The organism is Streptomyces sp. SA15 (assembly GCF_002291145.1).
Lineage (GTDB): Bacteria > Actinomycetota > Actinomycetes > Streptomycetales > Streptomycetaceae > Streptomyces.
Window position 1 is genome coordinate 21,134 of record NZ_NTGE01000209.1, and the last position, 23,586, is coordinate 44,719.

Below are 23,586 nucleotides of genomic sequence, written 5' to 3' on the forward strand. Positions count from 1 at the left end.
GCCGCACCTGAGAAGAGGACATGGCAATGACATCAGCGGCCATCGACGGCCCCGCCGCGGGCCGAGTGGACGTCCACCACCACTTCACCGCGCCCGCCTGGCTGGACTGGGCGGAAGAACGGGGCGTCGTCCACCGGGACAAGCTGCCCTGGTGGACGCGGTGGGACCTGGACGCGGCCCTGGAGCTCATGGACAAGGCGGGCATCAGCACGTCCGTGATGACGGTGGCGATGCTCGGACGGCTCCGCGAGCGGACGGAGCGTCAGGAAAGCGCACGGGTCGCCCTGCGGGCAGCGGCCGACGTCGTGGAAAGCCATCCCGCACGCTTCAGGTTCTTCACCCCCGTGTTCCTCGACGACCTCGACCTCTCCCTGTGGAGCCTCGAGTACGGCCTCGATGAACTCGGCGCCGTCGGGGTCAGCACGAGAACGAGCATGGACGGTGTCTACCTCGGCGACGAGGCGCACGACCGCCTCCTGGAGGAACTCAACGACCGGTCCGCGGTCGTCAGTACCCACCCCATGGAAGTGCCGGCGGGAAAGGGCGGCGGTCCCGGCAGTTCGGGGCTGCCGGGAATGCCGCCCTTCGTGTGCGACTTCCTTGTCGACACCACGCGTGCCGCCATCAACCTCATCAAGAACGGCACCCTGGACCGTTATCCGAATCTCACCTTCATCCTTCCTCACGGCGGAGGCTTTCTGCCGTACATGGCCACCCGGCTGGAACTCTTCGGCGGGCATCTCACCCCCGAGATCGAGCCGGGCCGGGTCCGCGACTACCTGCACCGCTTCTACTTCGACACAGCCGGCCCCATGTCACCCTCGGCCACGCCCACCCTGCTGGCCACCGTGGACCCCGGCCACATCCTCTTCGGCACGGACTGGCCGCCCACCCCCGCGCAGGTCATCGCCGACATCACGACGCCCGCTCTGGACAACGATCCGGTCATCTCGGATCAGCAGCTCCAGGGAATCAACCGGGAGAACGCCGTGCGGTTGATGCCTGAACTCGCCCGCTGAGAGGAGACCGGACAGGAAGGACAAAGGGGGCGCAGGAGGACACGAGAAGGCCGCTGCCCGCGCTTCCTCCGCGCGGACAGCGGCCTTCTTCGTTCACCGTGCGGTCGCGTCCCTCTCCCAGTGGTAGAAGCGCTCCGCCATGGCGTCCTTCGGGCTGCGCCAGGTCTCCGGGTCGTACGGGCTGACGTACGCGGTCAGCTTCCTGCTGATGTCGAGGAACTCGGGGTGCTCGGACATGCGCGCGATGGCGGGTCCCGGGTCCTGCTCGGCTTCGATGAGGTGCATGTACACGTCGCCGAACTGGAAGAGCGAACGCCGGGTCACCCCGACGAGGTGCGGGAGTTCGCCGCGGTCGGAGGCCGCGAAGACCTCGGCGATGTCCGGAGCCGACTGCGGGGCCATCCGGGCGACGATCAGGGCGTGGTGCATGAGGTCTCCTTCCGCGACGGTGTCGCTCAGGCTGGCTTGACGGGCTTGGTTCGCCGCTCGCGGGCGGCCTGCTCGACGCGGTCGCGGATGAGGGCCATCTGGATGGGGGAGTTGCGGTTGATGATGTCCGTCATCCCCGCGTCGTCGACCGGGGCGTCGGGCTTCATGGCGAAGTCCTGGGTCCAGCGCATCAGAGTGCCGCCCGGGGTCTCCTCGTACTCCCACTCGATGTTCATGTACTCGAACGGGCCGGGCTCGACCCGGCGTGCGTGGACGGTGAGCTTGTCGCGGTCGGTGATCCGTTCCGACACCCAGCTCCACACCTTGCCGTTCTCGTCGGGGTGCATGGTCAGACGGAAGGTGACCGTGTCGCCGTCGCGGGACAGTACGTCGACGGACGCGTACTCGCTGAACAGCTGCGGCCATCTCTCCAGGTCGTTCGTCATGTCCCAGACGAGGTCGACGGGAGCGGCGATGGTGATCTCGTTCTTCGTGTGGCCGGCCATGTCAGGCTCCCGTCGCGAGCGCGCCGTTGACGAGGTCGAGGAAGGCTCGGGGGCTCTTGCACCGCTCGGCGTCGGTGGGGAGCGCCCGGCCGTGCCGGTTCTCCAGCTCGCCGACGATGCCGAGGAGCCCGAGCGAGTCCAGCCCGAATTCGGCGAAGGGGGTGTCCACCCGGCGCTCGAGGTCGTGCGGGTCGACGGTGACACCGGCGGCCTTCTTCATCAGCGTGGCCAGTTCCTCGACGGTCACTTGAGTCACTTCTGTGGTCATGCGCGTTCTCCCTTGTCGTACCAGGTACGGAGGTGGTGCCGCCGGGTGGCGCCGGTCCACGGCGTCGACCGGGCGGCATGGTTCTAGGCGGCGGATCCCGGGCCGCGGCGCAGGACCAGCGCCGCGTTGGAGCCCATGAGGCCCCGGCTGAGGACCAGGGCCGTGCGGAGCTCGGCCGGGCGTGCCGTGGAGATCACCAGGTCGATCTCGTGGCAGATGTCGAAGACGTTCGGCGTCGGCGGTATCTGCCCGTGCTCCATGGCCATCACCGCCGCCGCGATGTCCAGCAGGGGTGCCCCGCAGTAGGACCGTCCGACGCCGGTCTTGGGCGCCGTGACGGGCACGCGGGTGCCGTGCGGGCCGAGGGCGTCGGCGAGGGCGAGGGTCTCGGCACGGTCCGCCTCCGGTATGCCCATCGCGTCGGCGAAGACGACGTCTATCTCCTCCGGTGCGCAGCCGGCCTCGTCGAGGGCGCCACGGATCGCGTGGGCGAGTCCCTCCCGCGACCGGTCCCAGCGCGAGGCGCCCGTGAACGTGGCGGCATGTCCCGCCACGGTCGCGCGGATCACCGCGTCACGGCGGTGTGCCCGGTCCGCGTCCTCGACGACCAGCACGGCCCCGCCTTCGGCGGGCACGAAGCCGCAGGCCGCCGAGGTGAAGGGGCGGTAGGCGCGTGCCGGGTCGTCGACGGTGCTGAGCTCGGGGTATCCGAGCTGGCACACCATCGAGTAGGGGGCGAGCGGCGCCTCGGCCGCGCCGACCACGACCACGTCGGTTCCCCGCCGCACGGTCCGGGCGGCGTGCGCGACGGCGTCCAGACCGCCCGCCTCGTCGCCGGCCACCACTCCGCAGGGGCCCTTGAAGCCGCTGCGTATGGATATCTGGCCCGTGCTGGCCGCGTAGAACCAGGCGATGGACTGGTAGGGGCCGACGAATCGGGACCCCTGGCCCCACAGCTTCTGCAGCTCCCGCTGGCCGAACTCGCCGCCGCCGGACCCGGCGGCGGTGACCACGCCGACGGAGTACGGCGAGTCGGCGGCGAGGCTGCTGAGCCCCGCCTCCTCCAGGGCGGCACAGGCGGCGGCCATCGCGAAGTGGGTGAACCGGTCGGTCTGGACGAGGAACTTCTCCTCGATGAGCGCCGAGGGGTCGAACTCCCGGACCTCTCCGGCGACGCGGAGCGGAAGGTGCCCGCATCCCTCCCGGGTGATCCGGTCCAGTACGGTCAGGCCCTCCTTGACGGACTTCCAGTAGGTGTCCGTGCTGAGTCCGTTGGGCGCGACCACACCCATCCCCGTGACGGCGGTGCGCCGGCTTGGTTGACCACTCATCGTTTCCTCCCGCCCGGCCCCGTGAGCAGCACCGCGGACTGGAACCCGCCGAAGCCGCTGCCGACGGAAAGCACGTTGTCGAGCCTGCGGGGGCGTGCCGTCCGCGGTACGTAGTCCAGATCGCACTCGGGGTCCGGTGTCTCGTAGTTCGCCGTGGGCGGCACCACCTGGCGGGCCAGGGCCAGGACGCAGGCGACGACCTCGATCGCGCCGATCGCCCCCAGCGAGTGGCCCACCATGGACTTGATCGAGCTCATGGGGGTGTCGTAGGCGTGGGCACCCAGGGACCGCTTGACCGCGGCGGTCTCGTGGCGGTCGTTCTGGCGGGTGCCCGAGCCGTGCGCGTTGACGTAGTCGATGTCCGAGGGGTCCACGCGCGCGTGGTCGAGCGCGGTGTCGATGGCCCGGGCCATCTCCAGGCCCTCACTGGTCAGTCCGGTCATGTGGTAGGCGTTGCCGAAGGTGGCGTAGCCGCTGATCTCGCAGTAGACGTGCGCGCCGCGGGCACGGGCGTGCCCGAGTTCCTCCAGGACGAGCACCGCGGCGCCCTCGCCCATGACGAATCCGTCGCGGTGGGCGTCGAAGGGGCGGGAGGCGTGCGCCGGGTCGTCGTTGTTGGGCGACGTCGCCTTGATGGCGTCGAAGCAGGCCATGGTGATGGGGGAGATGGGGGAGTCCGAGGCTCCGGCTATGCAGATGTCGGCGCGGCCCTCCTCGATGGTGTGGAAGGCGTAGCCCACCGCGTCGAGCCCGGAGGTGCAGCCGGTGGAGACGGTCTGCACCGGCCCCTGCGCGCCGAAGTGCTCCGCGACGACGGAGGCCAGTGTGCTGGGTGAGAACGCCAGGTGCAGCTGTGGTTCGGCGGCGCGATGGTCGACGTCCCAGCGCTGTCCTCGGTCACTGACCAGGACGTAGTCGTGCTCCAGGCGGGTCGTGCCGCCCACCGCGCTGCCGAGGGAGACGGCCATGCGCCACGGGTCTTCCTTGTCGAAGGCCACCCCGCTGTCGGCCACCGCCTCCGCGGCCGCGACGACGGCGAACTGGATGTACCGGTCGGCGCGTTCGACCAGCTCGGGCTCGAGCCCGTGCGCGAGCGGGTCGAAGTCGCACTCGGCCGCGATACGGGAACGCAGCCCCGCGGGATCGAACAGGGTGATGCCGCGTGTAGCGGTACGGCCGTTGGAGAGGAGATCCCAGAACGCCGGCACTCCGATCCCGCCGGGGGCGACGACGCCGATACCGGTGACCGCCACCCGCCGGGTCACGATGGGGCCCCATGGCGTTCGGGCCGCGGGGCCGCCTCCTGGACGAGCGGGTACGGCTTGAGGTCCTCGTTCTCCGCCACGGCCTCGGTGTCGACGTGGCCGAGGCGCGGCTCCGGCGCGAGCGGGCCCAGATGGAAGACCATCCGGGCTTCCTCGTCCCCGACGTTGCGGAAGCGGTGCCGCATGTCGATGGGGATCATGAGGCCCTGGTCGGGGCGGAGAGGAAACGTTTCGTCGTCCAGGTCGACCTCCAGGTTGCCCCGGACGACGAAGATGAACTCCTCGGAATACGGGTGGTAGTGCTCGCTGATGCGTTCGCCGGGCTGCATGATCGCCAGGCCCATGAACCCGCTCGTGGAACCCACCGTGACGGGGGTGAGCATGGTGCGCAGGTCGCCGCCGCGCTTGCGGTTGGGCTCGGTCTCGCTCAGGTCCACGATGCGCGGGCGCGTCTTGTACATGGTCCGTCTCCTGGTTGGGCGGTGGGGTGTTGTCCGGGCGCTGTCTGTCCGGGCGCTGTGTGTCCGGCTCTGTCTTGGGTCATGGGTCTGGGTGCGCTGTCTGTCCGCGTGGTGTCTGTCCGCGTGCTGTCCGTCCGCTGGTGTCTGTCCCCGTGGTGTTCTGTCCGGGTGTTGTCAGGACTGTGGGGCCGTGCGGTCGGTGATCAGCGTCATGTCGGCGTGTGCCAGGAGGCGGGTCGCGTCCCGTTCACCCGTGAGCGGGCCTTCCACGCCGAGTGCGGCACCGTCGAGCAGGCGGGCCAGTACGGCGGCCTTGCGCGGGCCGTGGACGCCGAGGGCTCCGACCGGATCCGTCTCGGGATCGCCCTGCACGTCGATGAGCCGTACGACGAGGTCGTCCCGGTGGAAGACGGTGCTGCGGTGCACAGGGCTCGCGGGGTCGTCCGCGGCGATCTCGTCCTGCTCGGAGAGCAGCCGGGCCAGCGTCATTCCGCAGCCCGGGCGGGCCGGGTAGTACAGCGCGTGCCGTCGCAGGTCGGACGGTTCCGGTCCGCCGCCGGGCACGCCACGGGTCACATGGTGCACGGCGGGCATGGCCGCGCGGGTGAAGAACGCCCGTGCGGACTCGGGGTCGGTCAGGTCCCTGCTCAGTTCCAGGTGCGGGTTGAGGGCCTCCTCGACGGCGCGCACCTCCGGCTGGCGCGAGACGTGGCGCAGCGCGGTCATCAGGTCGCCCTGCACCTCGACGGTGCGGACGACTCGGTTGCCGTGCATGAACAGCGTGGTGCGGCGCAGCCGCGTGGAGTCGTCGACGCGGGACTGTGGTGGTGCGTAGTCGGCGAGGATCTCCGCGACCTTCGATTCGGAGCCGGGCTTGACGGTGAACGTCAGGGCGTGGCGGGTCAGTCCGTCGCCCGTTCGCGCGGGGCCCTGGAGTCCGCCTGTGGTTTCCGCGGTGAGCGGGACGGCGTGTCCGGTCTCGCGGAGGATGCTGAAACGCATCGACCGGAGGTCGCGGACGCAGCTCTGCATCGGCCTGACCGTCTCGATGTGATCTTCGCTGCTCACCCAGGCGAGGTACGACGGGGCGCTTGCCCACTCACTCGTGATGAGCCACTGGGACGGGTTCTCCGCGGACTGGCACAGCTGGTCGGTGAGGTGACCGGGAACCGAGGCGACGTGGTTGCGCATGTGCTCGTACGCGTCGAGGAACTGTTGCTGGGCGCCTTCCTGGAGATCGACGAGCAGGATGACTCGCAGCCTGGAGCCGTCGAAGGCCGACTGGGATATACGTTTCGAAGTGGTCATCCGGCAGGCCCTTCCTTCACGAGAGGCAAGCGGCGGCCTCCGTGTTCCGCGGTGCGAACGACGGTCGGCCCTGAGCCTTCATCGTGGGTCGGGGGGGCGGGGGTCGCGAGCCGCGGGGGCCAATGGGGGGAACGGTTGCCTCCGGCGGTGGGGCGGGAGGCCTGCGGCGGCCTGTGCGGGTTCGGTGGGGGTGCGGGTAGCGCCTTCGGTGGTGTGGTGGGTCGGGGCCGCGCCGGGGGGTGTCCGTCCTCGGAACGGCGCGGAATCGGTCAGCTACCAAGGTGCGCTCGTGTTGACGCGCCAACCGCTGCGGGCGGACACCCCCCGACACGTCCCCTTGCCGCCGTACGCGGCTGGCCCGCCGCGCGGCTTCTACGGTCACCTCTTGGCCGACCGAGTCGGGTGGTTGGGTGGGCATAGGCCCGGGGGTCTGGGGGCGGAGCCCCCAGCGAGGCCCGCGTCGGCGCCGGGTGCCGGACAAGCGGGCGGTACGCAGTCAGCGCCGACTGGTCCGCCGCAATTGGTGTCGCACCGCCCGCTGGGCGACAGGCCCCAGCTCCTCCAACGCCGCCACCAGCAATCCCAGTTGCTCCAACGCGTCCAGCGCCGCAGTCGCCCCCGCCGCATCCACCCCTTCGTACAGCTCGATGCCCACGAACGACGCCGCGACCGCCCGCGCCAGCCCCGCCGGATCCGTGAACTCCCCGAACGGCGTCCCCGCCAGCACCCGCGTGAGGACCTGCTCTATCTCGGCGATCCACAACTCCAGCCCCGACGCCGTGGCCGGCCCGAGCGTGGCGTGCGTCTGGGCGCCGGCCAGCAGCTGGCCGAGGAGGGCGACATGGCCGCCCTCCTGTTCCGCCTCGTGGATCTGCCGGCCGACGGCCAGGAGTTCGGACAGCGAGGTCACCGCCGAGAAACGCGCGCGGTACCGCGCAACCGACCGCTCGGCCCCGTACCGGCACGCGGCGGCCAGCAGCTCGTCCACCGAGCCGAAGTGGTAGAAGACCAGGGCCTGATTGACCCCGGCGGCCGTCGCGATCGTACGGGCCGACGTCTTGGCGATGCCCTGCTCGGTGAGCGTCCGCAGCGCGCCCTCGAGGAGCTTGGTCTTCGTCTCCTGGGACTTCGCCGTCTCGGGGCTCATGCGCGGGACTCCTCGCGTACGGGGCGCAGGCCGGGGCGCACTCCGCAGGTCGCGATGTCGGTGTACGTCGCCGTGAAGGATCCCTCGTAGCCGAAGAGCGGCCCGAAGTACCTGTTGACCACGCGGACCCGGATACGGAAGCGGCCGGCTGTGTCGTCGTACGACTCCCGTACCTCCGCCGTGGCACCGATGAGTTCGGGCACGCGGACGTCCACCACGCCCTCCCGGAAGCGGTGTTCGCCGGAGCGGATGAGGAGGGAGCCGTCGGGCTCCGCACTGAAGCGCAGGTCTGTCGCGAGGTGTTGGTGGGTGCCGAGGTAGTCGAGGATGCGGTCGCCCTTGGGGCTGAGCACCATCTGGGCGTCGAAGCGCCGGGGGCGGCCGGGCAGGTGGAAGGTGCGCACGAAGGTCACCGTCTCACGGCCGAAGGTGTCGGCGTACGGCACGTTCTCGATGGTGAAGGGGACATGGCGGCCCTGTCGGGGGACGAGGATGTTGCGGGTGGTGCCGAGCGCCAGGAACGGCTTCACGAAGGCCCCGCCGTGCCAGACGCGGTCCATCACGCCCCGGCCCGTGCACGCCTCGCCGCTCGTCAGACCGACCGAGAAGCGGCGTTGCAGCTGAGGGTGGAGGCGGTCGAAGCCGGTGCCCATCACCGTGCGGAAGATCGAGGTCATCGCGGGCTCCCCAGGGTGCGCAGGAGCCGGGGGTCGCGCATGCGCGTGGGTGGTGTGCGCAGGCAGCGGCGGGCGGCCGGGGTGCCGGGGAGGGGAGGCGTGAAGAACGCCAGGGTGATGGCCAGGGCGAGGAGCAGGGGGCAGAGGTAGGCCAGGTAGGCCGCCGCCGGGGCCAGGGGGCCGAGGAGGGCGAGGGCGGCCGCTTCTCCGGTGAGGGTGGTGCAGGCGATGGCGATCACCAGGGCACGGACCGTCACCTCCGCCAGCCAGTTCAGGCGGGCTCGTTCGGGGGTGATGCCGCGCTCCAGCCACAGGCGGAGGCGGTCGAAGGACCAGGCCGTCGCCCAGCCCATGAGGGGGCGGAAGAGCAGCCGGTCGGCGAGCGCGCCGAAGGTGCCCCAGCGAGGGCGGTAGTCGTACCCGGTGAGGAAACGGATGCCGTCGCCGTCGGGGACGTAGCGCCAGTAGCCGCTGCCCTCGGCGAGCAGGGACAGCGGGTGCGGGGAGGCGAAGCGGAGGGCGGACGTGCGGGTGCCGTCGGGGCGCTCCTTCTCGCCCGCCGAGATTCCGGTGCCGGCGACCGTGAGAAAGGGCAGCACGCACGTGGCGTACCGGAAACGCTGCGGCTCGCCCTCCGCGCGCGGGAGGTACGTGATCTCGGAGAAGCGGAGGTCCCAGCGCTGGTGCTGGGCCGGGTCCTGGGTGCGAGCCCACAGGTGGTCGATGTCCGCCTCTATGCGTGCCTCTATGTACAGGCCCATGTGGATCCCCCTGTCAGTGCCTGTTTTGAGCGACCGCTCAAGTGCTGTCGAGGGTGAAGCTACAGCTTTTTGAGCGATTGCTCAATGAGTGGGGTGTGAGGGGCACCCGTGGCCGTGGTGTGTCGGGAGCGGCTTCCGTTCGACCGAAACGCGAGACGGGGCTGACCAGGGTGTAACCGGCAAGTAAGGTCTGATGCCGTGCCGAAGCCCCTCAGTCTTCCCTTCGATCCCATCGCCCGCGCCGACGAACTCTGGAAGCAGCGCTGGGGAAACGTGCCGTCCATGGCCGCGATCACCTCGATCATGCGCGCGCACCAGATCCTCCTCGCCGAGGTCGACGCGGTGGTCAAGCCGTACGGACTGACGTTCGCGCGGTACGAGGCGCTGGTGCTGCTCACCTTCTCCAAGGCGGGAGAACTGCCGATGTCGAAGATCGGCGAGCGGCTCATGGTGCATCCCACGTCCGTGACGAACACCGTGGACCGGCTGGTGAAGTCGGGCCTGGTGGACAAGCGGCCCAACCCCAACGACGGCCGCGGCACGCTCGCGACCATCACCGACAAGGGCCGCGAGGTGGTGGAGGCCGCCACCCGCGACCTGATGGCGATGGACTTCGGGCTCGGCGTGTACGACGCCGAGGAGTGCGCGGAGATCTTCGCGATGCTCAGGCCCCTGCGGGTGGCGGCGCACGACTTCGACGAGGAGTGACACGGTCCGACGGGGAGTGACCCGGGCGAAGATCGCCCGGAGTGCGTGGTTACGCTCTTACGCATGAAAAAGAGCGTGCTGACCCGCTATCGCGTCATGGCCTACGTCACCGGCGTGCTACTGGTCCTGCTGACCCTGGGCGTGATCGCCAAGTACGTGCTCGATCTGGACGGCGCCGACGGCTTCACCCGCGTCGTGGGCATCGCGCACGGCTGGCTGTACGTCGTCTACCTGGTCTTCGCGTTCGACCTGGGCTCGAAGGCGAAGTGGCCGGTCGCCAAGCAGCTGTGGGTCCTGCTGGCCGGTACGGTGCCGACGGCCGCCTTCTTCGTGGAGCGGAAGGTCACCCGCGAGCTGGAGTCGAAGATCGCCGAGGACTCTCCGGCGGTCGCCAAGGCGTAACCGCCACCGCCGTACGGAGACGCGTACGGCGGTCTGCCGTCGACAGTTACTTGGACGTCCTAGTAAATTCGATGGTATGGACGCTGACGCGATCGAAGAGGGCCGCCGACGCTGGCAGGCCAGGTACGACGCCGCGCGCAAGCGTGTGGCGGACTTCACGACGCTCTCCGGGGACCCCGTGGAGCCGGTGTACGGACCTCGCCCCCGGGACGCCTACCAGGGCTTCGAGCGGATCGGCTGGCCCGGGGAGTACCCCTTCACACGCGGGCTGTACTCGACCGGCTACCGAGGGCGTACGTGGACCATCCGGCAGTTCGCCGGGTTCGGCAACGCCGAGCAGACCAACGAGCGCTACAAGATGATCCTGGCCAACGGCGGTGGCGGGCTGTCCGTGGCCTTCGACATGCCGACGCTGATGGGGCGGGACTCCGACGATCCGCGGTCGCTGGGCGAGGTCGGACACTGCGGTGTCGCCATCGACTCGGCCGCCGACATGGAGGTCCTGTTCAAGGACATCCCGCTGGGTGATGTGACGACGTCGATGACGATCAGCGGCCCGGCCGTACCCGTCTTCTGCATGTACGTGGTCGCGGCCGAGCGCCAGGGCGTGGATCCCTCCGTCCTGAACGGCACGCTCCAGACGGACATCTTCAAGGAGTACATCGCCCAGAAGGAGTGGCTCTTCCAGCCCGAGCCGCACCTCCGGCTCATCGGCGACCTGATGGAGTACTGCGCGGCCGGCATCCCCGACTACAAGCCGCTGTCCGTCTCCGGCTACCACATCCGCGAGGCCGGTTCGACGGCCGCGCAGGAGCTCGCGTACACGCTCGCGGACGGGTTCGGGTACGTGGAGCTGGGCCTGTCGCGCGGCCTGGACGTGGACGTCTTCGCCCCCGGCCTGTCCTTCTTCTTCGACGCGCACGTCGACTTCTTCGAGGAGATCGCCAAGTTCCGCGCGGCGCGCAGGATCTGGGCGCGGTGGATGCGGGACGTCTACGGCGCCCGCTCCGAGAAGGCGCAGTGGCTGCGCTTCCACACGCAGACCGCCGGCGTCTCGCTGACGGCCCAGCAGCCGTACAACAACGTGGTGCGTACGGCGGTGGAGGCGCTGGCGGCGGTCCTCGGCGGGACGAACTCACTCCACACCAACGCCCTGGACGAGACGCTGGCCCTGCCGAGCGAGCAGGCGGCCGAGATCGCGCTGCGCACGCAGCAGGTGCTCATGGAGGAGACCGGCGTCGCCAACGTGGCCGATCCGCTGGGTGGGTCCTGGTACGTCGAGCAGCTGACCGACCGGATCGAGACGGACGCGGAGAGGATCTTCGAGCAGATCAAGGAGCGGGGACTCCTGGCCCACCCGGATGGGCAGCACCCCATCGGGCCGATGACCTCCGGGATCCTGCGCGGCATCGAGGACGGCTGGTTCACGGGCGAGATCGCCGAGTCCGCGTTCCGGTACCAGCAGGCACTGGAGAAGGGCGACAAGAAGGTGGTGGGCGTGAACGCCCACACCGGGTCCGTGACCGGGGACCTGGAGATACTGCGGGTCAGCCATGAGGTGGAGCGGGAGCAGGTTCGGGTGCTGGGGGCGCGTAGGGGCAGGCGGGACGATGCCCGTGTGCGGGCTGCTCTGGACGGCATGCTTGCGGCCGCCCGCAGCGGCTCCAACATGATCGAGCCGATGCTGAACGCGGTGCGCGCGGAGGCGACGCTGGGCGAGATCTGTGACGCGCTGCGGGACGAGTGGGGGGTGTACACCGAACCGGCCGGCTTCTGAAACGACTTCGGCTCCGGTGCCGTACGGTCAAGACGCCGAACCGCTGTCCGCATGACTTACTGCGGGCGTTGGCCACTGGGAGCGGCCTGCTTTCATCGCTCGTATGAGATGGCCCAGGCGGGCGGGTGTGGTCGCGATGACCTTGTGCGGGGTGTCGCTCTCGCGGAGGCGGAGGGTGCCGTCGGGGGCGGCGGCGAGGTAGAGGCAGTTGTTGTTCTCGTCTCCGCTGAACGAGGACTTCTGCCAGGCGAGTTGGGGCACTGTGGGCCTTTCTACAGGTCGTACAGGAGGTGCTGGATCAGCATCAGAGAGCCAGTCACCGGCTGTGCTTCCGGTGCGGTCGAAGGGGCGATCGGCGGGAGCGCGGACCCTTTCAACCGCTCGAAGAGCGCACGATATTGGGACAGTTGTTCTGGTGAGTCACGGTAGAGCAGCTGTGCTGGGTGGTCCAGTACGACAGTGGCCAACTCCTCGACGGGAGGGACCAGATACAGGAAGGGGGCACTGGCACCCGAGTAGTACGTCCGCGCGCGGAACGGGAAGACCTGGATGGTCACGTTGGGCAGTCTCGCCAGCTCGATGAGATGCAGCAGTTGCTTGCGCATGACACCGGGGCCGCCGTAGTGCATGCGCAGGGCGGCCTCGTGAATCACCGCGTGCACGGTGGGGGCGTTCTCACCTGTGAGGATCCTCTGGCGATCCAGTCGGAAGGAGACGGCATCCTCGGTGGTGGCGTGCCGCGGTCGTGCATCCCCGAACAGCGCCCGGATGTATTCCTCCGTCTGAAACAGGCCGGGGACAAGCAGAGGCTCGTATGAGCAGAGGGCGGCTGAACCAGCCTCCAGCTCCGCGAGGTTGAGAGGGTGCTGGTGCACCCGTTCCTGGTACGCACTCCACCATCCCTTGCCGCTGGACTCGGACATCGTGACCAGCGCCTCAAGATAAGGGGTAGAAATATCACCGTAGCACTCGCAGAGTCTGCGGAGTCGCTCAGTGGCGATGGCAGTGCGACCGCCCTCGATATTGCTCATGAAAGGGGGTCTGAGGCCTGCCATGGCAGCGGCCTCATTCGTGGTGATCCCGTGAGCCTCTCGAATCCTGCGTAGCTCGGCCCCGAGGCGCCGCTGTCGTTCGCTGATCCTGGTCCGTAGTGCCAAAGTCCGTCCCTCTCCGGAAAGCGGCCGTCACTCGTTCGGGGAGTCGAGTAGAAAAACTACCCTCTGATCTCTACGGTCAGTATCGCAGCCAACACAAGTTGTGCGCAGTCGAGTTGCGACTCTTCACCTTGGGGGAGGCCTCATGAACAACAACGAGGACGACTGGGAGTACAGCATCAACCTCCCGCACAACCCTCTCGCCGTCGGCGTCGCCCGCGGCGCCCTGCGGTTGATCCTCCGGGCGCACGGACTCGGCGAACTCCTCGTCACCGCAGAGCTGTTGGCCAGCGAGCTGATCACCAACGCGCATGTGCACGCTCCCGGCCCCTCCTGCCTCCGCGTGAAGCGCACGGAGAAGTGGCTACGGCTCTCGGTGTGGGACACCAGCGGTGAGCCGCCTCGGCCGCCCCGTCCGTGCGGCGCGGATCGTGAGGAGGGGCGCGGGATGGGGATCGTAGAAGAGCTGGCGGACCGGTGGGGGCATTACTCCCTGGGGCTGCCCGGCCTCGGCGGGAAGCTGGTCTGGTGCGAGCTGGGTGGTGGGTGAGGTGTGGGAGATCGCCGGCTGCGACCAGCACGGGCGGGAATCGTCCTGCCGATCACTGGGTTGACGAGTAAGTATTCGAGATCTCCAAGGAGCTGGCATGACCGACGAACCCGCCGTCCGCGAACTCCGCTTAGTGGTCACGGCAGCCGACTACGATGCGGCGCTGCACTTCTACCGCGACGTCCTTGGTCTGACCGAGCGCGGCGCGTTCTCCTCTCCCGATGGGCGGGTCACCATCCTTGACGCCGGCCGGGCCACCTTGGAGCTGACTGATCCCAACCACGCTGTCTTCATCGACGAGGTTGAGGTCGGGCGGCGAGTGGCCGGCCACATTCGGGTTGCCTTCCAGGTCGACGACTCCGTCGCCACAACGTCGAAGCTGGCCGCCGCCGGAGCCCAGGTGGTCGCCGAGCCGACGCGCACCCCCTGGAACTCACTGAACTCGCGGCTTGAGGCACCGGGCGCTCTTCAGCTGACTCTCTTCACCGAGCTCGACGATTAGGCGTTGTGTGACCGTGCTGGTCACAGCTGGCCGGGACCTCCGTCGGCGGCCGCCTGCAGTGCCACGGCGGTTGCCGAGTCCACCGGGAGGAACGCCTCCAGTTTCAGCTCGGTGAGGGTCACGTCGATCGCGGTGGCGAACGTCGTCACGGTCGTCATCAGGTGCAGCTCACCATGCGACGTCTCCAGGTGGAGCGGGACCGCGAAGCCGAGAGCTCCGGCGGACTCCTCCAACTCGGGGATGTATTGCGAGAGTTCGGCACGCAGCTCTTCCCGGTGGTCCAGGCGCGCCAGGATGTGACGCGCCCATTCGGCGAGGTTACGGATGCGGGGCGCCATGCCGTCGGGATGGAGGGCGAGGCGGTAGACGTTCGTCCCCGGGCCGACCAGTTCGGGGGCCGCCCCCTCGGTGATCAGGTCGAGTGCCTTGTTGGCGGCGATCAGATCCCCGTTCCGATCCACGACGAGCGCGGGATAAGGCAGGTGCCCTTGCAGGATGTGGTCCATCGCCACGCGTACCGGGGCCAGGACCGGATCATCGAGGGAGCTCTCCGGATACACGGGCGCGTATCCGGCGGCCAGCAGCAGCTCATTGCGCTCCCGCAACGGCAGTTCCAGCGACTCAGCCAGGCGTACGACCAAGTTCCGGCCGGGGGTGGACCTGCCGGACTCGATGAAGCTGAGGTGCCGCTGGGTGGTACCGGCCCGCATAGCCAGGTCGAGCTGGCTGAGACGGCGTCGGGTACGGCGTTCGCGGAGCGCGCTCGGGAAGTCCACAGGCCTGTTGTAACGGCCGGGGCGGAGGTCCGGCCATTCCCTGGAGGGAATTGTGGGCACGATCGCCGGTCGGGAGCATCTGGGGCATGGACATTGGCGTACTCCTCCCGACCGGAAAGGCCCAGTGGGGCGCGGGCGGCGACCCCCGGGACCTGGTCGCCTTCGGCGTCCGGGCCGAACGGTCGGGCTTCTCCTCGCTCTTCGTCAACGACTCCCTGATCAGCCCGCGTATCGAGGCGCTCACGATGCTGGCCGCGCTCGCCCCCGCGACCGAGCGCGTGACGCTGGGGACCGGCGCGCTGCTGGCGTTCCTACGCCGCCCGATCCAGGTCGCGCAGTCGCTGGCATCGATCGACCTGCTGTCCGGCGGCCGGCTGACCGTGGCGGTCGGCGCTGGTTTCCCCGGACGTTTCGGACGGCCCTTCTACACGCTGTCCGAGGTGCCGTGGGAGCGCCGCTTCGCCCGGCTGGACGAGACCGTCGCGCTCTGGCGCGGCCTGTGGACCGGCGCTACCACCTTCCACGGCGAGATTTTCCGGTTCGACGACATCCCGCCCGCGACCCCGCCCTTCCGCGCGGGCGGCCCGCCGATCTGGCTCGGCGGCGCGACCCCGGCCGCGCTGGCCCGCGCCGGTCGGCTGTACGACGGCTGGCTCCCTTACCCGCCCGACCCGGCCGACTACGAGTCCGGCCTGCTGGACGTACGGAAGGCGGCGGCCGAGGCCGGGCGCCCGGCCGACGACATCACCCCGGCCCTGTTCGTGTCCGTACGGGTCGACGACGGTGTCGAGAACGGCCGCCGGGCGCTCGACGACTACGCACGTGCCTCCTACGGCATGCCGCTGGAAGAACTGGAGAAGATCCAGGCGGTCGTCACCGGCTCCACCGCACAGGTTCTCCAGGGCCTCGGTCAGTACGTTGCCGCCGGCGCGCGCCACCTCGTCATCCGCCTCGCCGCCCTCGGCCTCCGCTCACAGCACGACCAACTCGAGCGGATCGCCGCCCTGATCCCCGATCTCCGAACATCGGCGTTTCACGGGTAGATCATCCCGTGTCCAAGATCCACTTCCCGGGAGCGATGCCGCAGGCAGGCAGCCGGGCCCGAAGACCCCTGCTGCTCGGCCGTACGACGCGTCAGACCACGGCGAGCCGGTCCACCAGCAGCTCGGCTCTCCGTTCGGCGTCCCCTGCGGGGAGCCGTCCCGCCCGGGTCAGGTTCGCCAGCCCGTGCAGGGCCGCCCAGAACACTTCGGTGAACAGTGCCGGGTGGACGCCTTCCCCGGCGACCTCACTGAGAGTCTCCAGCAGGGCGGCGAAGCCGTCCTTCAAAGGCTCCGGGGTCTCCTCGTCTGCGAACGCCAGGCCGCCGTCGAGCTGGAACATGGCGTCGTAGACCGCCGGATTGCGCTCGGCGAAGTCGAGGTAGGTGCGGGCGAGGGCGGTGACCCGGGCGCGCGGGCCGTCCGCGGCGGAGGTCGCGGCCCGCAGCGCCGCGGCCATCTCGGCGGCGCCCTCCAGGGCCACGGCGCCGATGATCTCGCGCTTGCCGCGGAAGTGGCTGTAGAGGACGGGCTGGCTGTATTCGATGCGCTCGGCGAGCTGGCGGGTGGTGACCGCGTCCCAGCCCTGCTGCTCGGCGAGTTCGCGGGCCGTCGCCACGATGAGGCGCTCGCGGACCGCCCGTTCGCGCTCCTTGCGTTCCTGTACCGACATGATTCGATCCTAGCACCGCTAGACAAGCAAGCGGCAGTAGAGCTAGCGTTGCACCATAATCTAGCAACACTAGATTCCAGGAGGGGTCGTCATGCTCGACGCACTTGAGATCGCCACCACCGTGCTCGTCGGCCTGATGGTGGGAGTGGAGTTCTCCGTCGCCTTCGTCATCAACCCGATCCTCAACGCCCTCCCCGACGACAGCAGCCAACGCGGCCGAAGTCACGGCGGCCGGATGCTCGGCGCCGTCATGCCGGTCTGGTACATCGGCTCGCTCGTCCTCGTCGCGGTCTGGGCCATCGCCGGATGGCACCACGACGGCGCCGGACTCGTCGTGACCGCCGGCGCGCTGCTGATCCTCAGCGTGGTCATGTCGCTCCTGCTGCTCGTCCCGATCAACAACCGGGGCAAGAAATGGACCACCGAGAACCGGCCCGACGACTGGAAGGAGCAGATGAACCGCTGGGACCGCTTCCACTACGTCCGCGTCGCCGTCATCATCGCCGCCTTCACCCTGCTCGTCGCCGCCCTCGCCTGAGCCCGCGGGCCCACACCGCGCTGGCGACCCGATACGCGCCCTAGGTGTATTGACCCGCAGGGTTGTTCACGCGGCTGATGGGTGGCTGACCGCCGAGTGCGGTGTGGCAGCGGTGGTGGTTGTAGGTGTGCAGGAAGTCTGCCAGGGCTTGGGTGCGTTCGGTGTTGCTGGTGTAGGGCCGTAGGTAGGCCCATTCGTCGAGCAGGGTGCGGTTGAAGCGTTCGACCTTGCCGTTGGTCTGCGGACGGTAGGCGCGGGTGAGCTTGGCGGTCGCGCCAAGGTCGGCCAGGGCCTGCTGCCAGGCGAAGCTTTTGCGGTAGGGCCAGGCGTTGTCGGTCAGGACCCGCTCGATGCGGTCGATGCCCGCGGTGTGGAAGAAGGCCGCTGCCCGGCGGAGGAAGCCGGCGCAGGTGGCGGCCTTCTCGTCGCCGTGGATCTCGCTGTAGGCCAGGCGGGAGTGGTCGTCGACGGCGGAGTGGATGTAGTCGAAGCCCATGCTGCTGCGCCGGGCACGGCCGGCCCGGCGTCCGAGGACCTTGTGGCCGCCGCCGTCGGGGATCCGGCCGAGTTTCTTGACGTCCACGTGGACCAGCTCGCCGGGGCGGTGGCGTTCGTAGCGGCGGATGACCTGGCCGGTGGGCCGGTCCAGGTGGGCCAGGCGGTTCAGGCCGTGGCGGACCAGAACGCGGTGCACGGTCGAGGCGGGCAGGCCGAGAATCGGGCCGAGGCGGGCGGGCCCGAGCTTGCGGTCCTGGCGCAGGCGGCACACCCGGGCCTCCACCGCTGGCGCGGTGCGGTGGGGTGTCGTCCGGGGTCGGCTGGGCCGGTCGTGCAGCCCCTGATCGCCCTCCGATCGCCAGCGGCGGATCCACTTGTGGGCCGTGACGCGCGAGATCCCCATCTCGGCCGCAACATGCGCGACCGGGCGACCTGAGCGGACACGCTCGACCAGCAGCCGCCTGCCGTGAACGGTCAGCCGGGCATTACGGTGGGACACGAAGACCTCCCGTGTGGTGCGTTCCTAGACAGCTCCACCACACCGGAGGTCTTCGCCATGATCAAGCCCGGCCAGTGTCAACAACGCTCGTGATCAATACACCTAGGGACCGAGGGAGGAGGCACTCCGCAGGGTCTCCGCGAGGTGGATGTCGATGTATCGGGTCAGGATCAGCGCGTCCTGGGGGTCGTCGGCCTGGAAGGTGACGCGTCGTATCAGGCTGGCCCCGTTGAGGGCGACACCCTCGCGGGCGAGGACGAAGACGAGGGCGAGGAAGGCGGACCGGGCATTGCCGTCGTCGAAGGGGTGGAAGCAACAGACGTCGAGATAGGCGCGTGCGGCGCGGGCGATCAGAGGGAGGGGCCTACCGCAGCCCGTTGCGCTCTCGGCCAGGCAGGCGTCGAGGCGGTCGCGGGTGTCCGGGCCGATGCCGTAGCGCTCCCTGCCCCGCTTGGCGAAGGCGGGCAGGCTGCGGAACGGCGGCGGCCGCGGGGTGTCCAGGACATGCTGCTGCCAGCCGCGAAGCAGTTCGAAGTCGAGCGAGGCGCCGCGTGCGGCGTCGGCCCGCACCAGGTCCAGAGCGGCGAGCAGGCCCTCTGCGCGTGCAGGATCCAAGGCGCCGTCGAAGGAGCGGATGTCCTCCGCCGCGCCGTCGCGCGACGGGGTCACGGGTTCCTCCGCGCCACCGTCCGGGACCTTCTGCCATGGGACGACCTCGCGCACTGCCAGCCAGCGCTGCAGGTGGTCCGGCGCGGGCCCTGCGGACCGTGCGCCGTCGTCCGGCCGCAGCGACAGTGCGAGCTGCTCGGCGACATCGTCGACCAGGATCGTGTCAGGGCTGGTCCAGCTCCCGAACCGCCCTCCGATCGCCTGGTCGACCAGTTCTTCTGCGACCTCGGGGTCGACTCCCCAGCGGCTGAGGAACCAGGTGAGCACTTGATGGCAGTGCCCGTGCCAGCCGCTGCCGCAGCCGGTGCGGTCGACGACTTGCAGGATCAGATTCCGGGCGGCACGCTCCCACAGGATCTGCTGGTCCTCGACGTCGGCCAGTTCCAGTGGGTACGCCTCGAACCATCCGGCGAGAGTCTCCAGCCACTCGCGCCACTCGCACAGTGCCGCGACGACACGGGCGAGCGTCTCCTCCGGGGTGGTGATCGAGTGCGGCGGGCAGCACCAGTTCCCGACCGGCCCTCCATCGAAGTCCCCTTCGTCGTGCGCCCAGCGCCAGCCCACGACCCAGCGGCCGTAGCGCTGGACCAGGGCATGCGACATGGCGTCGGCCCAGAGCTCGGCCTCGCCCCAGCTCCAGTCACTCATCGCCGAGTCGGCGAGGGGCACATCGGGGCGGCGTGGCACACGGTGGGCCGGCCCGAGCGAGTGCACCACCTGCGTCGCCGACGCGCTGTCGAAGGGATGACGGGCGGGGTCCACCTCGTCCCAGCTCAGACAGCCAGGGAACAGCTCGACAATCACCGCGCAAGCCTGCCCGTCCGCCCGGCGCCCGTTCAAGCGGATTACCGCAGGACGCGACCCACGCGCAGACCCAGGCTGCGGGCAGGGCTCGGCTCAGCCAGGTTCCTCGCCGCTGACCGCGGCTTCGTATGCGAGCAGCGTGTCGACGAAGATCTGCCGCTGATCCGGTGTCAGGGGAGCCAGGGCCTTGCGCCATGCGGCCGCGCCCGGGGCCAGCCAGGCGGTGATCGCCGGTTGTTGGTCGGGCGCAATGCCGACGATCCGCCGGCGCCGTCCGCCTCGTCCTCGCGCCGCTCCAGGATCCCCTCGTCACCCTCAGCATGCGCGAGGCCGCCTATCACCTTCCAGAGATCCCGGACGCTCCCGCCCGTCTGGTCGCCGCCATTACCGACGCGCTGGTCGGCGTTCTCGGCGAGGACATCCGTAAGCAGATCATCGTGACGATCGTCGGCGTCCCGGACGGTCGCACCGGAGTTGCCGGCACGGTGGCCTGACGCGCGTGTGGGCCAGGACCGCCGGTTCAGCGGCCAGGACCGCCGGTTCTGGCCCACACACCGCGGACCCTACGTATTGACTACGCCAGTTCTGATGCGGTCTCCGTCGCGCCCGTCAGACCCAGGAGCAGCACCTGGGTGAAGGAGTGTGCCCATTCCGCGTCCACGGGTTCCGCGCTCACCAATGTGCGATGCACCACCGCGCCGGCCACCATGTCGAAGATCAGGTCCACCGTGCGGCCGGACTCCTCCGGATCGGTCTGCGGCGGCAGTTCACCGCGGGCCTGCGCGCGCGCCCGGCCCTTGAGGACCAGTCTCTTCTGGCGTTCCACGACCGACACCCGAATGCGCTCCCGAAGCGCGTCGTCCCGCGTCGACTCCGCCACCACCGCCATCAGCCCGCTCTTCGCCTCCGGCCGGTCCAGGATCGCCGCGAACTGCAGCACCACGCCCTCGATGTCGGCGGCCAGCGTGCCGCGGTCGGGGAGGCGGAGTTCGTCGAAGAGTTCGGCGACCGCGTCGACCACCAGCTCGTTCTTGCCCGCCCAGCGGCGATAGAGGGTCGTCTTCGCAACGCCGGCGCGCGTTGCCACGTCTCCCAGGGTGAGCTTCGACCAGCCCAGTTCGACCAGCGCCTCCCGCGTCGCGGCCAGGATCGCGGTGTCCGCGGTGGCGCTGCGCGGGCGGCCGGTGCGGCCGGCGGGGGTGCGGCTCTGCATCCGAAGACGATAACCGGGGTTTCCCGCGTGTCAGTGAGGGAGATCACCGGGGTGGGGTGTTCGTGAGGCACTCCGTGCCATTACGCTACGACTCGTAGCGAAAGCTCGTGGTGGACGTCCGCGAGTGGTGGCACATGCGGCGTGGGGTGGGGACCCGGCGCCGGGCGGAACGCGGAACGGAACACGGATCCGTAGAACCCAGCACAACACGCAGCACAACCGGATTTCACACCGCTTTTCACACACGCGCGCTCACGGGGGAGGATAGACGCATGCAGCCACGGAACATGTCCATGAGCGGAGTCGTCGACCTCGCCGCGGTGAAGGCGGCCCAAGAGGCCAAGGCGAAGGCGGAGCAGGCGCGGGCCGAAGCCGCCCGGCAGGGCGGGGCGGGCGGGGCCGTCTCTCCGGCCGATCTCGTCATTGATGTTGATGAAGCCGGGTTCGAGCGGGATGTCCTGCAGCGGTCCGCCGAAGTGCCCGTCGTCATCGACTTCTGGGCCGAGTGGTGCCAGCCCTGCAAGCAGCTGAGCCCGGTCCTGGAACGGCTCGCCGTCGAGTACAACGGGCGGTTTCTGCTCGCCAAGATCGATGTCGACGCGAATCAGATGCTGATGCAGCAGTTCGGGATCCAGGGGATCCCGGCTGTGTTCGCGGTGGTGGCCGGACAGGCCCTGCCGCTCTTCCAGGGTGCCGCCGCCGAGGCGCAGATCCGGCAGACCCTCGACCAGCTGGTGGAGGTCGCCGAGCAGCGCTTCGGTCTGACCGGTCTGGTGGTCGACCCGGACGCCGAGCCGGGCGGCGCCGAGGCGGCGGCTCCCGCGGCGCCTGCGGGGCCGTACGACGCCCTCCTGGAAGCCGCCGTACAGGCCCTGGACGCGGGGGACTTGGGCGGTGCCATTCAGGCCTACAAGAACGTGCTGAACGACGACCCGGGCAACACGGAGGCCAAACTGGGCCTCGCCCAGGCCGAGTTGCTCCAGCGCGTGCAGGGCGCGGACCCGCAGCAGGTGCGCAAGGACGCGGCCGACAATCCGAAGGACGTGCGGGCGCAGATCGCCGCCGCCGACCTGGACTTGGTGGGCGGGCATGTGGAGGACGCGTTCGGGCGGCTCATCGAGACCGTGCAGCGTACGGCGGGTGAGGACCGGGATGCCGTACGGCTGCGGCTGCTTGAGCTGTTCGAGGTCGTCGGCGCCGAGGATCCGCGCGTGACGGCGGCGCGCAGGGCGCTGGCGCGCGCCCTGTTCTGACCGGGGCGGGAGCCCGGTTCTGACCAGTCGCTAAACACTGGGGCCTGTGATGCCCGAGTGAAAGAATTGCCGACGGAGTGTCAGTGCGGCCGCGTTTTACCAAATCTTGGTAAACGCGGCCGCTGTTACTTGGAGTAAGTCGAGGGCGTTGATCTGTCGGAATCTGTCCATTGATCAACAGCTTTGTCCTCCCCCCAACTGACACCCAGCGTTGTCGACCGAGACCGGTGGGTCGTTGTTCGGTTATCCGGCCGTTACCCGTGAGTAACGAACCCCCTTGTGCGGGCGGCGAGAATGCACCACGATCGGCCACGCTCGGTCCATTCCCGTACCCCGACAGCCGGTTGGGCCTACGGGATTCCCTGGGTCCCCACCGAGCAGAGTCGGCGGCAGTGGTGCCGGCTCTTGGACAGGGGGGTCTTCGCCCACTCGGCGAAGCCTGTCCAGCAAGGTTGTGCGTGATGCGTGTCAGGCGCGACCAGTGGTTGTCGCTCGGGGGTGATCGCCGGTGATTCGGGCGCGGTTCGTGCCTCCGAGCGCGGGCGCTCCCCTTCCCGAGGACGTAGCGCTTCTCCCATCCCTGCCCGGCTGAGGCGTCGAGAGACGGTGGCAGTCAGGTCAGGCGATGTACGTCCGAGAAGGAGGAAATATGGAGTCCCAGGTGCGTGGCGGGACCAGATGGAAGCGGTTCGCTGTGGTCATGGTGCCCAGCGTCGCCGCGGCCGCATGTGTGGGTGTCGGCCTCGCGCAGGGTGCGCTGGCCGCGTCGTTCAGCGTGTCCGGCCAAGATTTCAAGGTGACGGTCGATCATCTGCACGGCGAGGGCTTTGCTCAGTACGGCGGTATAGACACCGGCTACACGTCGACCGACGGCGGTAAGAAGACGCAGCATCCCGTCGCGATCTCGTCGTTCAAGACCGCCGAGCTCACGAAGATGTGCCAGTCGGTCAAGACGGAGATCCCGCTCATCGGGAAGACGGTCTACCTTCGTCTTGACGCTGGGCCGAACGCCCAGAAGAAGGTCGAGGCCACGAACCTCTACATCGACGTCGCTCAGCTCGACGCCGATGCGGAGTTCAAGAACATCGACATCGGTGTTGCGGTCAAGGACCAGAACAAGGGTCCTGCCGTCAAGGAGGGCGAAAATGTGCTGCCCGGCGGCTTCGCCCAGCAGGCGGAATCGGCCGACCTCTACAAGGTCAGGCAGACGGCATGGGCGACCACGGCCGGCACCTTCAAGCTCAGCGGCCTGAAGATGCGTCTTGGCACCGACCCCGACATGGAGTGCTACTGACGGCTCATGCCGCAGGGGTGTCCCCGGGCGGTTGAGCTGTCCATGGGGGCGGGGAAGCAGCCGC

The 23,586-nt window shown here is 69.3% G+C and carries 28 protein-coding genes; 11 read left to right on the forward strand and 17 right to left on the reverse strand.

The window, feature by feature from the left end; all coding sequences use genetic code 11:
- The first annotated feature begins 20 nt into the window (after positions 1–20).
- Entirely contained in the window at positions 21–1,019 is a 999-nt protein-coding gene (locus CLM62_RS44240; RefSeq protein ID WP_257004447.1) for an amidohydrolase, read from the forward strand.
- Positions 1,020–1,112: 93 nt separating this feature from the next.
- Here CLM62_RS44240 and CLM62_RS44245 read toward each other — a convergent pair whose 3' ends face one another.
- From CLM62_RS44245 to CLM62_RS44295, 10 genes are all read right to left on the reverse strand, one after another.
- Complete coding sequence (locus CLM62_RS44245) at positions 1,113–1,448, reverse strand: TcmI family type II polyketide cyclase (protein ID WP_095755554.1); 336 nt, start codon at positions 1,446–1,448, stop codon at positions 1,113–1,115.
- Positions 1,449–1,474: 26 nt separating this feature from the next.
- Positions 1,475–1,954 (reverse strand): SRPBCC family protein, encoded by a 480-nt coding sequence (locus tag CLM62_RS44250; RefSeq protein WP_095755555.1) that lies wholly within the window; start codon positions 1,952–1,954, stop codon positions 1,475–1,477.
- Position 1,955: 1 nt separating this feature from the next.
- A complete protein-coding gene (locus CLM62_RS44255; RefSeq protein ID WP_095755556.1) occupies positions 1,956–2,222 on the reverse strand; it encodes an acyl carrier protein in 267 nt (88 codons plus the stop codon).
- Positions 2,223–2,305: 83 nt separating this feature from the next.
- The gene (locus CLM62_RS44260) at positions 2,306–3,553 is read right to left on the reverse strand and encodes a ketosynthase chain-length factor (RefSeq protein ID WP_095755557.1); all 1,248 of its coding nucleotides are present in this window, start codon (positions 3,551–3,553) and stop codon (positions 2,306–2,308) included.
- Positions 3,550–4,818 (reverse strand): beta-ketoacyl synthase, encoded by a 1,269-nt coding sequence (locus CLM62_RS44265; protein ID WP_095755558.1) that lies wholly within the window; start codon positions 4,816–4,818, stop codon positions 3,550–3,552. The genes CLM62_RS44260 and CLM62_RS44265 overlap by 4 nt, the downstream gene beginning before the upstream one ends.
- Positions 4,815–5,279 (reverse strand): cupin domain-containing protein, encoded by a 465-nt coding sequence (locus tag CLM62_RS44270; RefSeq protein WP_095755559.1) that lies wholly within the window; start codon positions 5,277–5,279, stop codon positions 4,815–4,817. The genes CLM62_RS44265 and CLM62_RS44270 overlap by 4 nt, the downstream gene beginning before the upstream one ends.
- A gap of 174 nt (positions 5,280–5,453) precedes the next feature.
- Positions 5,454–6,587, reverse strand: a complete 1,134-nt coding sequence (locus CLM62_RS44275; RefSeq protein ID WP_095755560.1) for a SchA/CurD-like domain-containing protein — start codon at positions 6,585–6,587, stop codon at positions 5,454–5,456.
- A 496-nt stretch (positions 6,588–7,083) separates the two neighbouring features.
- Complete coding sequence (locus CLM62_RS44285; protein ID WP_095755561.1) at positions 7,084–7,734, reverse strand: TetR/AcrR family transcriptional regulator; 651 nt, start codon at positions 7,732–7,734, stop codon at positions 7,084–7,086.
- Positions 7,731–8,411 (reverse strand): DUF4166 domain-containing protein, encoded by a 681-nt coding sequence (locus CLM62_RS44290; protein ID WP_095755562.1) that lies wholly within the window; start codon positions 8,409–8,411, stop codon positions 7,731–7,733. Before CLM62_RS44290 ends, CLM62_RS44285 begins: the two co-directional genes overlap by 4 nt.
- A complete protein-coding gene (locus CLM62_RS44295; protein ID WP_095755563.1) occupies positions 8,408–9,172 on the reverse strand; it encodes a hypothetical protein in 765 nt (254 codons plus the stop codon). Before CLM62_RS44295 ends, CLM62_RS44290 begins: the two co-directional genes overlap by 4 nt.
- Positions 9,173–9,370: 198 nt before the next feature.
- Here CLM62_RS44295 and CLM62_RS44300 point away from each other — a divergent pair, with 198 nt between their 5' ends.
- The 3 genes from CLM62_RS44300 (at position 9,371) to CLM62_RS44310 (ending at position 12,059) form a co-directional block, all read left to right on the forward strand.
- On the forward strand, positions 9,371–9,880 hold the full coding sequence (locus CLM62_RS44300; RefSeq protein WP_095755564.1) for a MarR family winged helix-turn-helix transcriptional regulator: 510 nt from the start codon (positions 9,371–9,373) through the stop codon (positions 9,878–9,880).
- 63 nt (positions 9,881–9,943) lie between these two features.
- Positions 9,944–10,282: a DUF3817 domain-containing protein gene (locus tag CLM62_RS44305; protein WP_095755565.1), complete on the forward strand. Its 339-nt coding sequence runs from the start codon at positions 9,944–9,946 to the stop codon at positions 10,280–10,282.
- Positions 10,283–10,358: 76 nt separating this feature from the next.
- Positions 10,359–12,059 carry a methylmalonyl-CoA mutase gene (locus tag CLM62_RS44310; protein WP_095755566.1) on the forward strand — a complete coding sequence of 567 codons (1,701 nt, stop codon included), beginning with the start codon at positions 10,359–10,361 and terminating at the stop codon, positions 12,057–12,059.
- Positions 12,060–12,086: 27 nt separating this feature from the next.
- On the opposite strand, the gene CLM62_RS44315 is transcribed toward CLM62_RS44310, so the two are convergent.
- Both CLM62_RS44315 and CLM62_RS44320 read right to left on the reverse strand, forming a co-directional pair.
- Positions 12,087–12,320: a DUF397 domain-containing protein gene (locus CLM62_RS44315; RefSeq protein ID WP_095755567.1), complete on the reverse strand. Its 234-nt coding sequence runs from the start codon at positions 12,318–12,320 to the stop codon at positions 12,087–12,089.
- An 11-nt stretch (positions 12,321–12,331) separates the two neighbouring features.
- Positions 12,332–13,216, reverse strand: a complete 885-nt coding sequence (locus CLM62_RS44320; RefSeq protein ID WP_095755568.1) for a helix-turn-helix transcriptional regulator — start codon at positions 13,214–13,216, stop codon at positions 12,332–12,334.
- Positions 13,217–13,358: 142 nt separating this feature from the next.
- Between CLM62_RS44320 and CLM62_RS44325 the strand changes: the two genes are divergently transcribed.
- Positions 13,359–13,763: an ATP-binding protein gene (locus tag CLM62_RS44325; RefSeq protein ID WP_095755569.1), complete on the forward strand. Its 405-nt coding sequence runs from the start codon at positions 13,359–13,361 to the stop codon at positions 13,761–13,763.
- Positions 13,764–13,860: 97 nt separating this feature from the next.
- Positions 13,861–14,265 (forward strand): VOC family protein, encoded by a 405-nt coding sequence (locus CLM62_RS44330; RefSeq protein ID WP_095755570.1) that lies wholly within the window; start codon positions 13,861–13,863, stop codon positions 14,263–14,265.
- A gap of 20 nt (positions 14,266–14,285) precedes the next feature.
- On the opposite strand, the gene CLM62_RS44335 is transcribed toward CLM62_RS44330, so the two are convergent.
- Positions 14,286–15,041, reverse strand: coding sequence for a helix-turn-helix domain-containing protein (locus CLM62_RS44335; protein ID WP_095755571.1), 756 nt, complete (start codon positions 15,039–15,041; stop codon positions 14,286–14,288).
- 86 nt (positions 15,042–15,127) lie between these two features.
- Between CLM62_RS44335 and CLM62_RS44340 the strand changes: the two genes are divergently transcribed.
- Positions 15,128–16,084, forward strand: a complete 957-nt coding sequence (locus tag CLM62_RS44340; protein WP_095755572.1) for an LLM class flavin-dependent oxidoreductase — start codon at positions 15,128–15,130, stop codon at positions 16,082–16,084.
- A gap of 91 nt (positions 16,085–16,175) precedes the next feature.
- On the opposite strand, the gene CLM62_RS44345 is transcribed toward CLM62_RS44340, so the two are convergent.
- The gene (locus CLM62_RS44345; RefSeq protein WP_095755573.1) at positions 16,176–16,754 is read right to left on the reverse strand and encodes a TetR/AcrR family transcriptional regulator; all 579 of its coding nucleotides are present in this window, start codon (positions 16,752–16,754) and stop codon (positions 16,176–16,178) included.
- Positions 16,755–16,845: 91 nt separating this feature from the next.
- On the opposite strand from CLM62_RS44345, the gene CLM62_RS44350 reads away from it, so the two are divergent.
- Positions 16,846–17,292, forward strand: coding sequence for a DUF1772 domain-containing protein (locus tag CLM62_RS44350; protein ID WP_095755574.1), 447 nt, complete (start codon positions 16,846–16,848; stop codon positions 17,290–17,292).
- 40 nt (positions 17,293–17,332) lie between these two features.
- Here the strand turns inward: CLM62_RS44350 and CLM62_RS44355 are convergent, their stop codons facing one another.
- Both CLM62_RS44355 and CLM62_RS44365 read right to left on the reverse strand, forming a co-directional pair.
- Positions 17,333–18,289, reverse strand: coding sequence for an IS481 family transposase (locus tag CLM62_RS44355; RefSeq protein ID WP_095755575.1), 957 nt, complete (start codon positions 18,287–18,289; stop codon positions 17,333–17,335).
- Between the two features lie 102 nt (positions 18,290–18,391).
- Complete coding sequence (locus CLM62_RS44365; RefSeq protein ID WP_179382482.1) at positions 18,392–19,762, reverse strand: Fic family protein; 1,371 nt, start codon at positions 19,760–19,762, stop codon at positions 18,392–18,394.
- Between the two features lie 320 nt (positions 19,763–20,082).
- Here CLM62_RS44365 and CLM62_RS50530 point away from each other — a divergent pair, with 320 nt between their 5' ends.
- Positions 20,083–20,256, forward strand: coding sequence for a tautomerase family protein (locus CLM62_RS50530; protein WP_179382483.1), 174 nt, complete (start codon positions 20,083–20,085; stop codon positions 20,254–20,256).
- A gap of 80 nt (positions 20,257–20,336) precedes the next feature.
- Here the strand turns inward: CLM62_RS50530 and CLM62_RS44375 are convergent, their stop codons facing one another.
- Positions 20,337–20,975, reverse strand: a complete 639-nt coding sequence (locus CLM62_RS44375) for a TetR/AcrR family transcriptional regulator (protein ID WP_095755576.1) — start codon at positions 20,973–20,975, stop codon at positions 20,337–20,339.
- Between the two features lie 272 nt (positions 20,976–21,247).
- Between CLM62_RS44375 and CLM62_RS44380 the strand changes: the two genes are divergently transcribed.
- Complete coding sequence (locus CLM62_RS44380) at positions 21,248–22,228, forward strand: tetratricopeptide repeat protein (protein ID WP_095755577.1); 981 nt, start codon at positions 21,248–21,250, stop codon at positions 22,226–22,228.
- Positions 22,229–22,877: 649 nt separating this feature from the next.
- Positions 22,878–23,522 carry a DUF6230 family protein gene (locus CLM62_RS44390; protein WP_095755578.1) on the forward strand — a complete coding sequence of 215 codons (645 nt, stop codon included), beginning with the start codon at positions 22,878–22,880 and terminating at the stop codon, positions 23,520–23,522.
- Positions 23,523–23,586: the final 64 nt, after the last annotated feature.

Bases quoted from the DNA above. Each gene is read 5' to 3' on its own strand.
- CLM62_RS44240 (WP_257004447.1), top strand. From the start codon at position 21: ATGGCAATGACATCAGCGGCCATCGACGGCCCCGCCGCGGGCCGAGTG.
- CLM62_RS44245 (WP_095755554.1), bottom strand. From the start codon at position 1,448: ATGCACCACGCCCTGATCGTCGCCCGGATGGCCCCGCAGTCGGCTCCG.
- CLM62_RS44250 (WP_095755555.1), bottom strand. From the start codon at position 1,954: ATGGCCGGCCACACGAAGAACGAGATCACCATCGCCGCTCCCGTCGAC.
- CLM62_RS44255 (WP_095755556.1), bottom strand. From the start codon at position 2,222: ATGACCACAGAAGTGACTCAAGTGACCGTCGAGGAACTGGCCACGCTG.
- CLM62_RS44260 (WP_095755557.1), bottom strand. From the start codon at position 3,553: ATGAGTGGTCAACCAAGCCGGCGCACCGCCGTCACGGGGATGGGTGTG.
- CLM62_RS44270 (WP_095755559.1), bottom strand. From the start codon at position 5,279: ATGTACAAGACGCGCCCGCGCATCGTGGACCTGAGCGAGACCGAGCCC.
- CLM62_RS44275 (WP_095755560.1), bottom strand. From the start codon at position 6,587: ATGACCACTTCGAAACGTATATCCCAGTCGGCCTTCGACGGCTCCAGG.
- CLM62_RS44285 (WP_095755561.1), bottom strand. From the start codon at position 7,734: ATGAGCCCCGAGACGGCGAAGTCCCAGGAGACGAAGACCAAGCTCCTC.
- CLM62_RS44290 (WP_095755562.1), bottom strand. From the start codon at position 8,411: ATGACCTCGATCTTCCGCACGGTGATGGGCACCGGCTTCGACCGCCTC.
- CLM62_RS44295 (WP_095755563.1), bottom strand. From the start codon at position 9,172: ATGGGCCTGTACATAGAGGCACGCATAGAGGCGGACATCGACCACCTG.
- CLM62_RS44305 (WP_095755565.1), top strand. From the start codon at position 9,944: ATGAAAAAGAGCGTGCTGACCCGCTATCGCGTCATGGCCTACGTCACC.
- CLM62_RS44310 (WP_095755566.1), top strand. From the start codon at position 10,359: ATGGACGCTGACGCGATCGAAGAGGGCCGCCGACGCTGGCAGGCCAGG.
- CLM62_RS44325 (WP_095755569.1), top strand. From the start codon at position 13,359: ATGAACAACAACGAGGACGACTGGGAGTACAGCATCAACCTCCCGCAC.
- CLM62_RS44330 (WP_095755570.1), top strand. From the start codon at position 13,861: ATGACCGACGAACCCGCCGTCCGCGAACTCCGCTTAGTGGTCACGGCA.
- CLM62_RS44340 (WP_095755572.1), top strand. From the start codon at position 15,128: ATGGACATTGGCGTACTCCTCCCGACCGGAAAGGCCCAGTGGGGCGCG.
- CLM62_RS44345 (WP_095755573.1), bottom strand. From the start codon at position 16,754: ATGTCGGTACAGGAACGCAAGGAGCGCGAACGGGCGGTCCGCGAGCGC.
- CLM62_RS44350 (WP_095755574.1), top strand. From the start codon at position 16,846: ATGCTCGACGCACTTGAGATCGCCACCACCGTGCTCGTCGGCCTGATG.
- CLM62_RS50530 (WP_179382483.1), top strand. From the start codon at position 20,083: ATGCGCGAGGCCGCCTATCACCTTCCAGAGATCCCGGACGCTCCCGCC.
- CLM62_RS44375 (WP_095755576.1), bottom strand. From the start codon at position 20,975: ATGCAGAGCCGCACCCCCGCCGGCCGCACCGGCCGCCCGCGCAGCGCC.
- CLM62_RS44380 (WP_095755577.1), top strand. From the start codon at position 21,248: ATGCAGCCACGGAACATGTCCATGAGCGGAGTCGTCGACCTCGCCGCG.
- CLM62_RS44390 (WP_095755578.1), top strand. From the start codon at position 22,878: ATGGAGTCCCAGGTGCGTGGCGGGACCAGATGGAAGCGGTTCGCTGTG.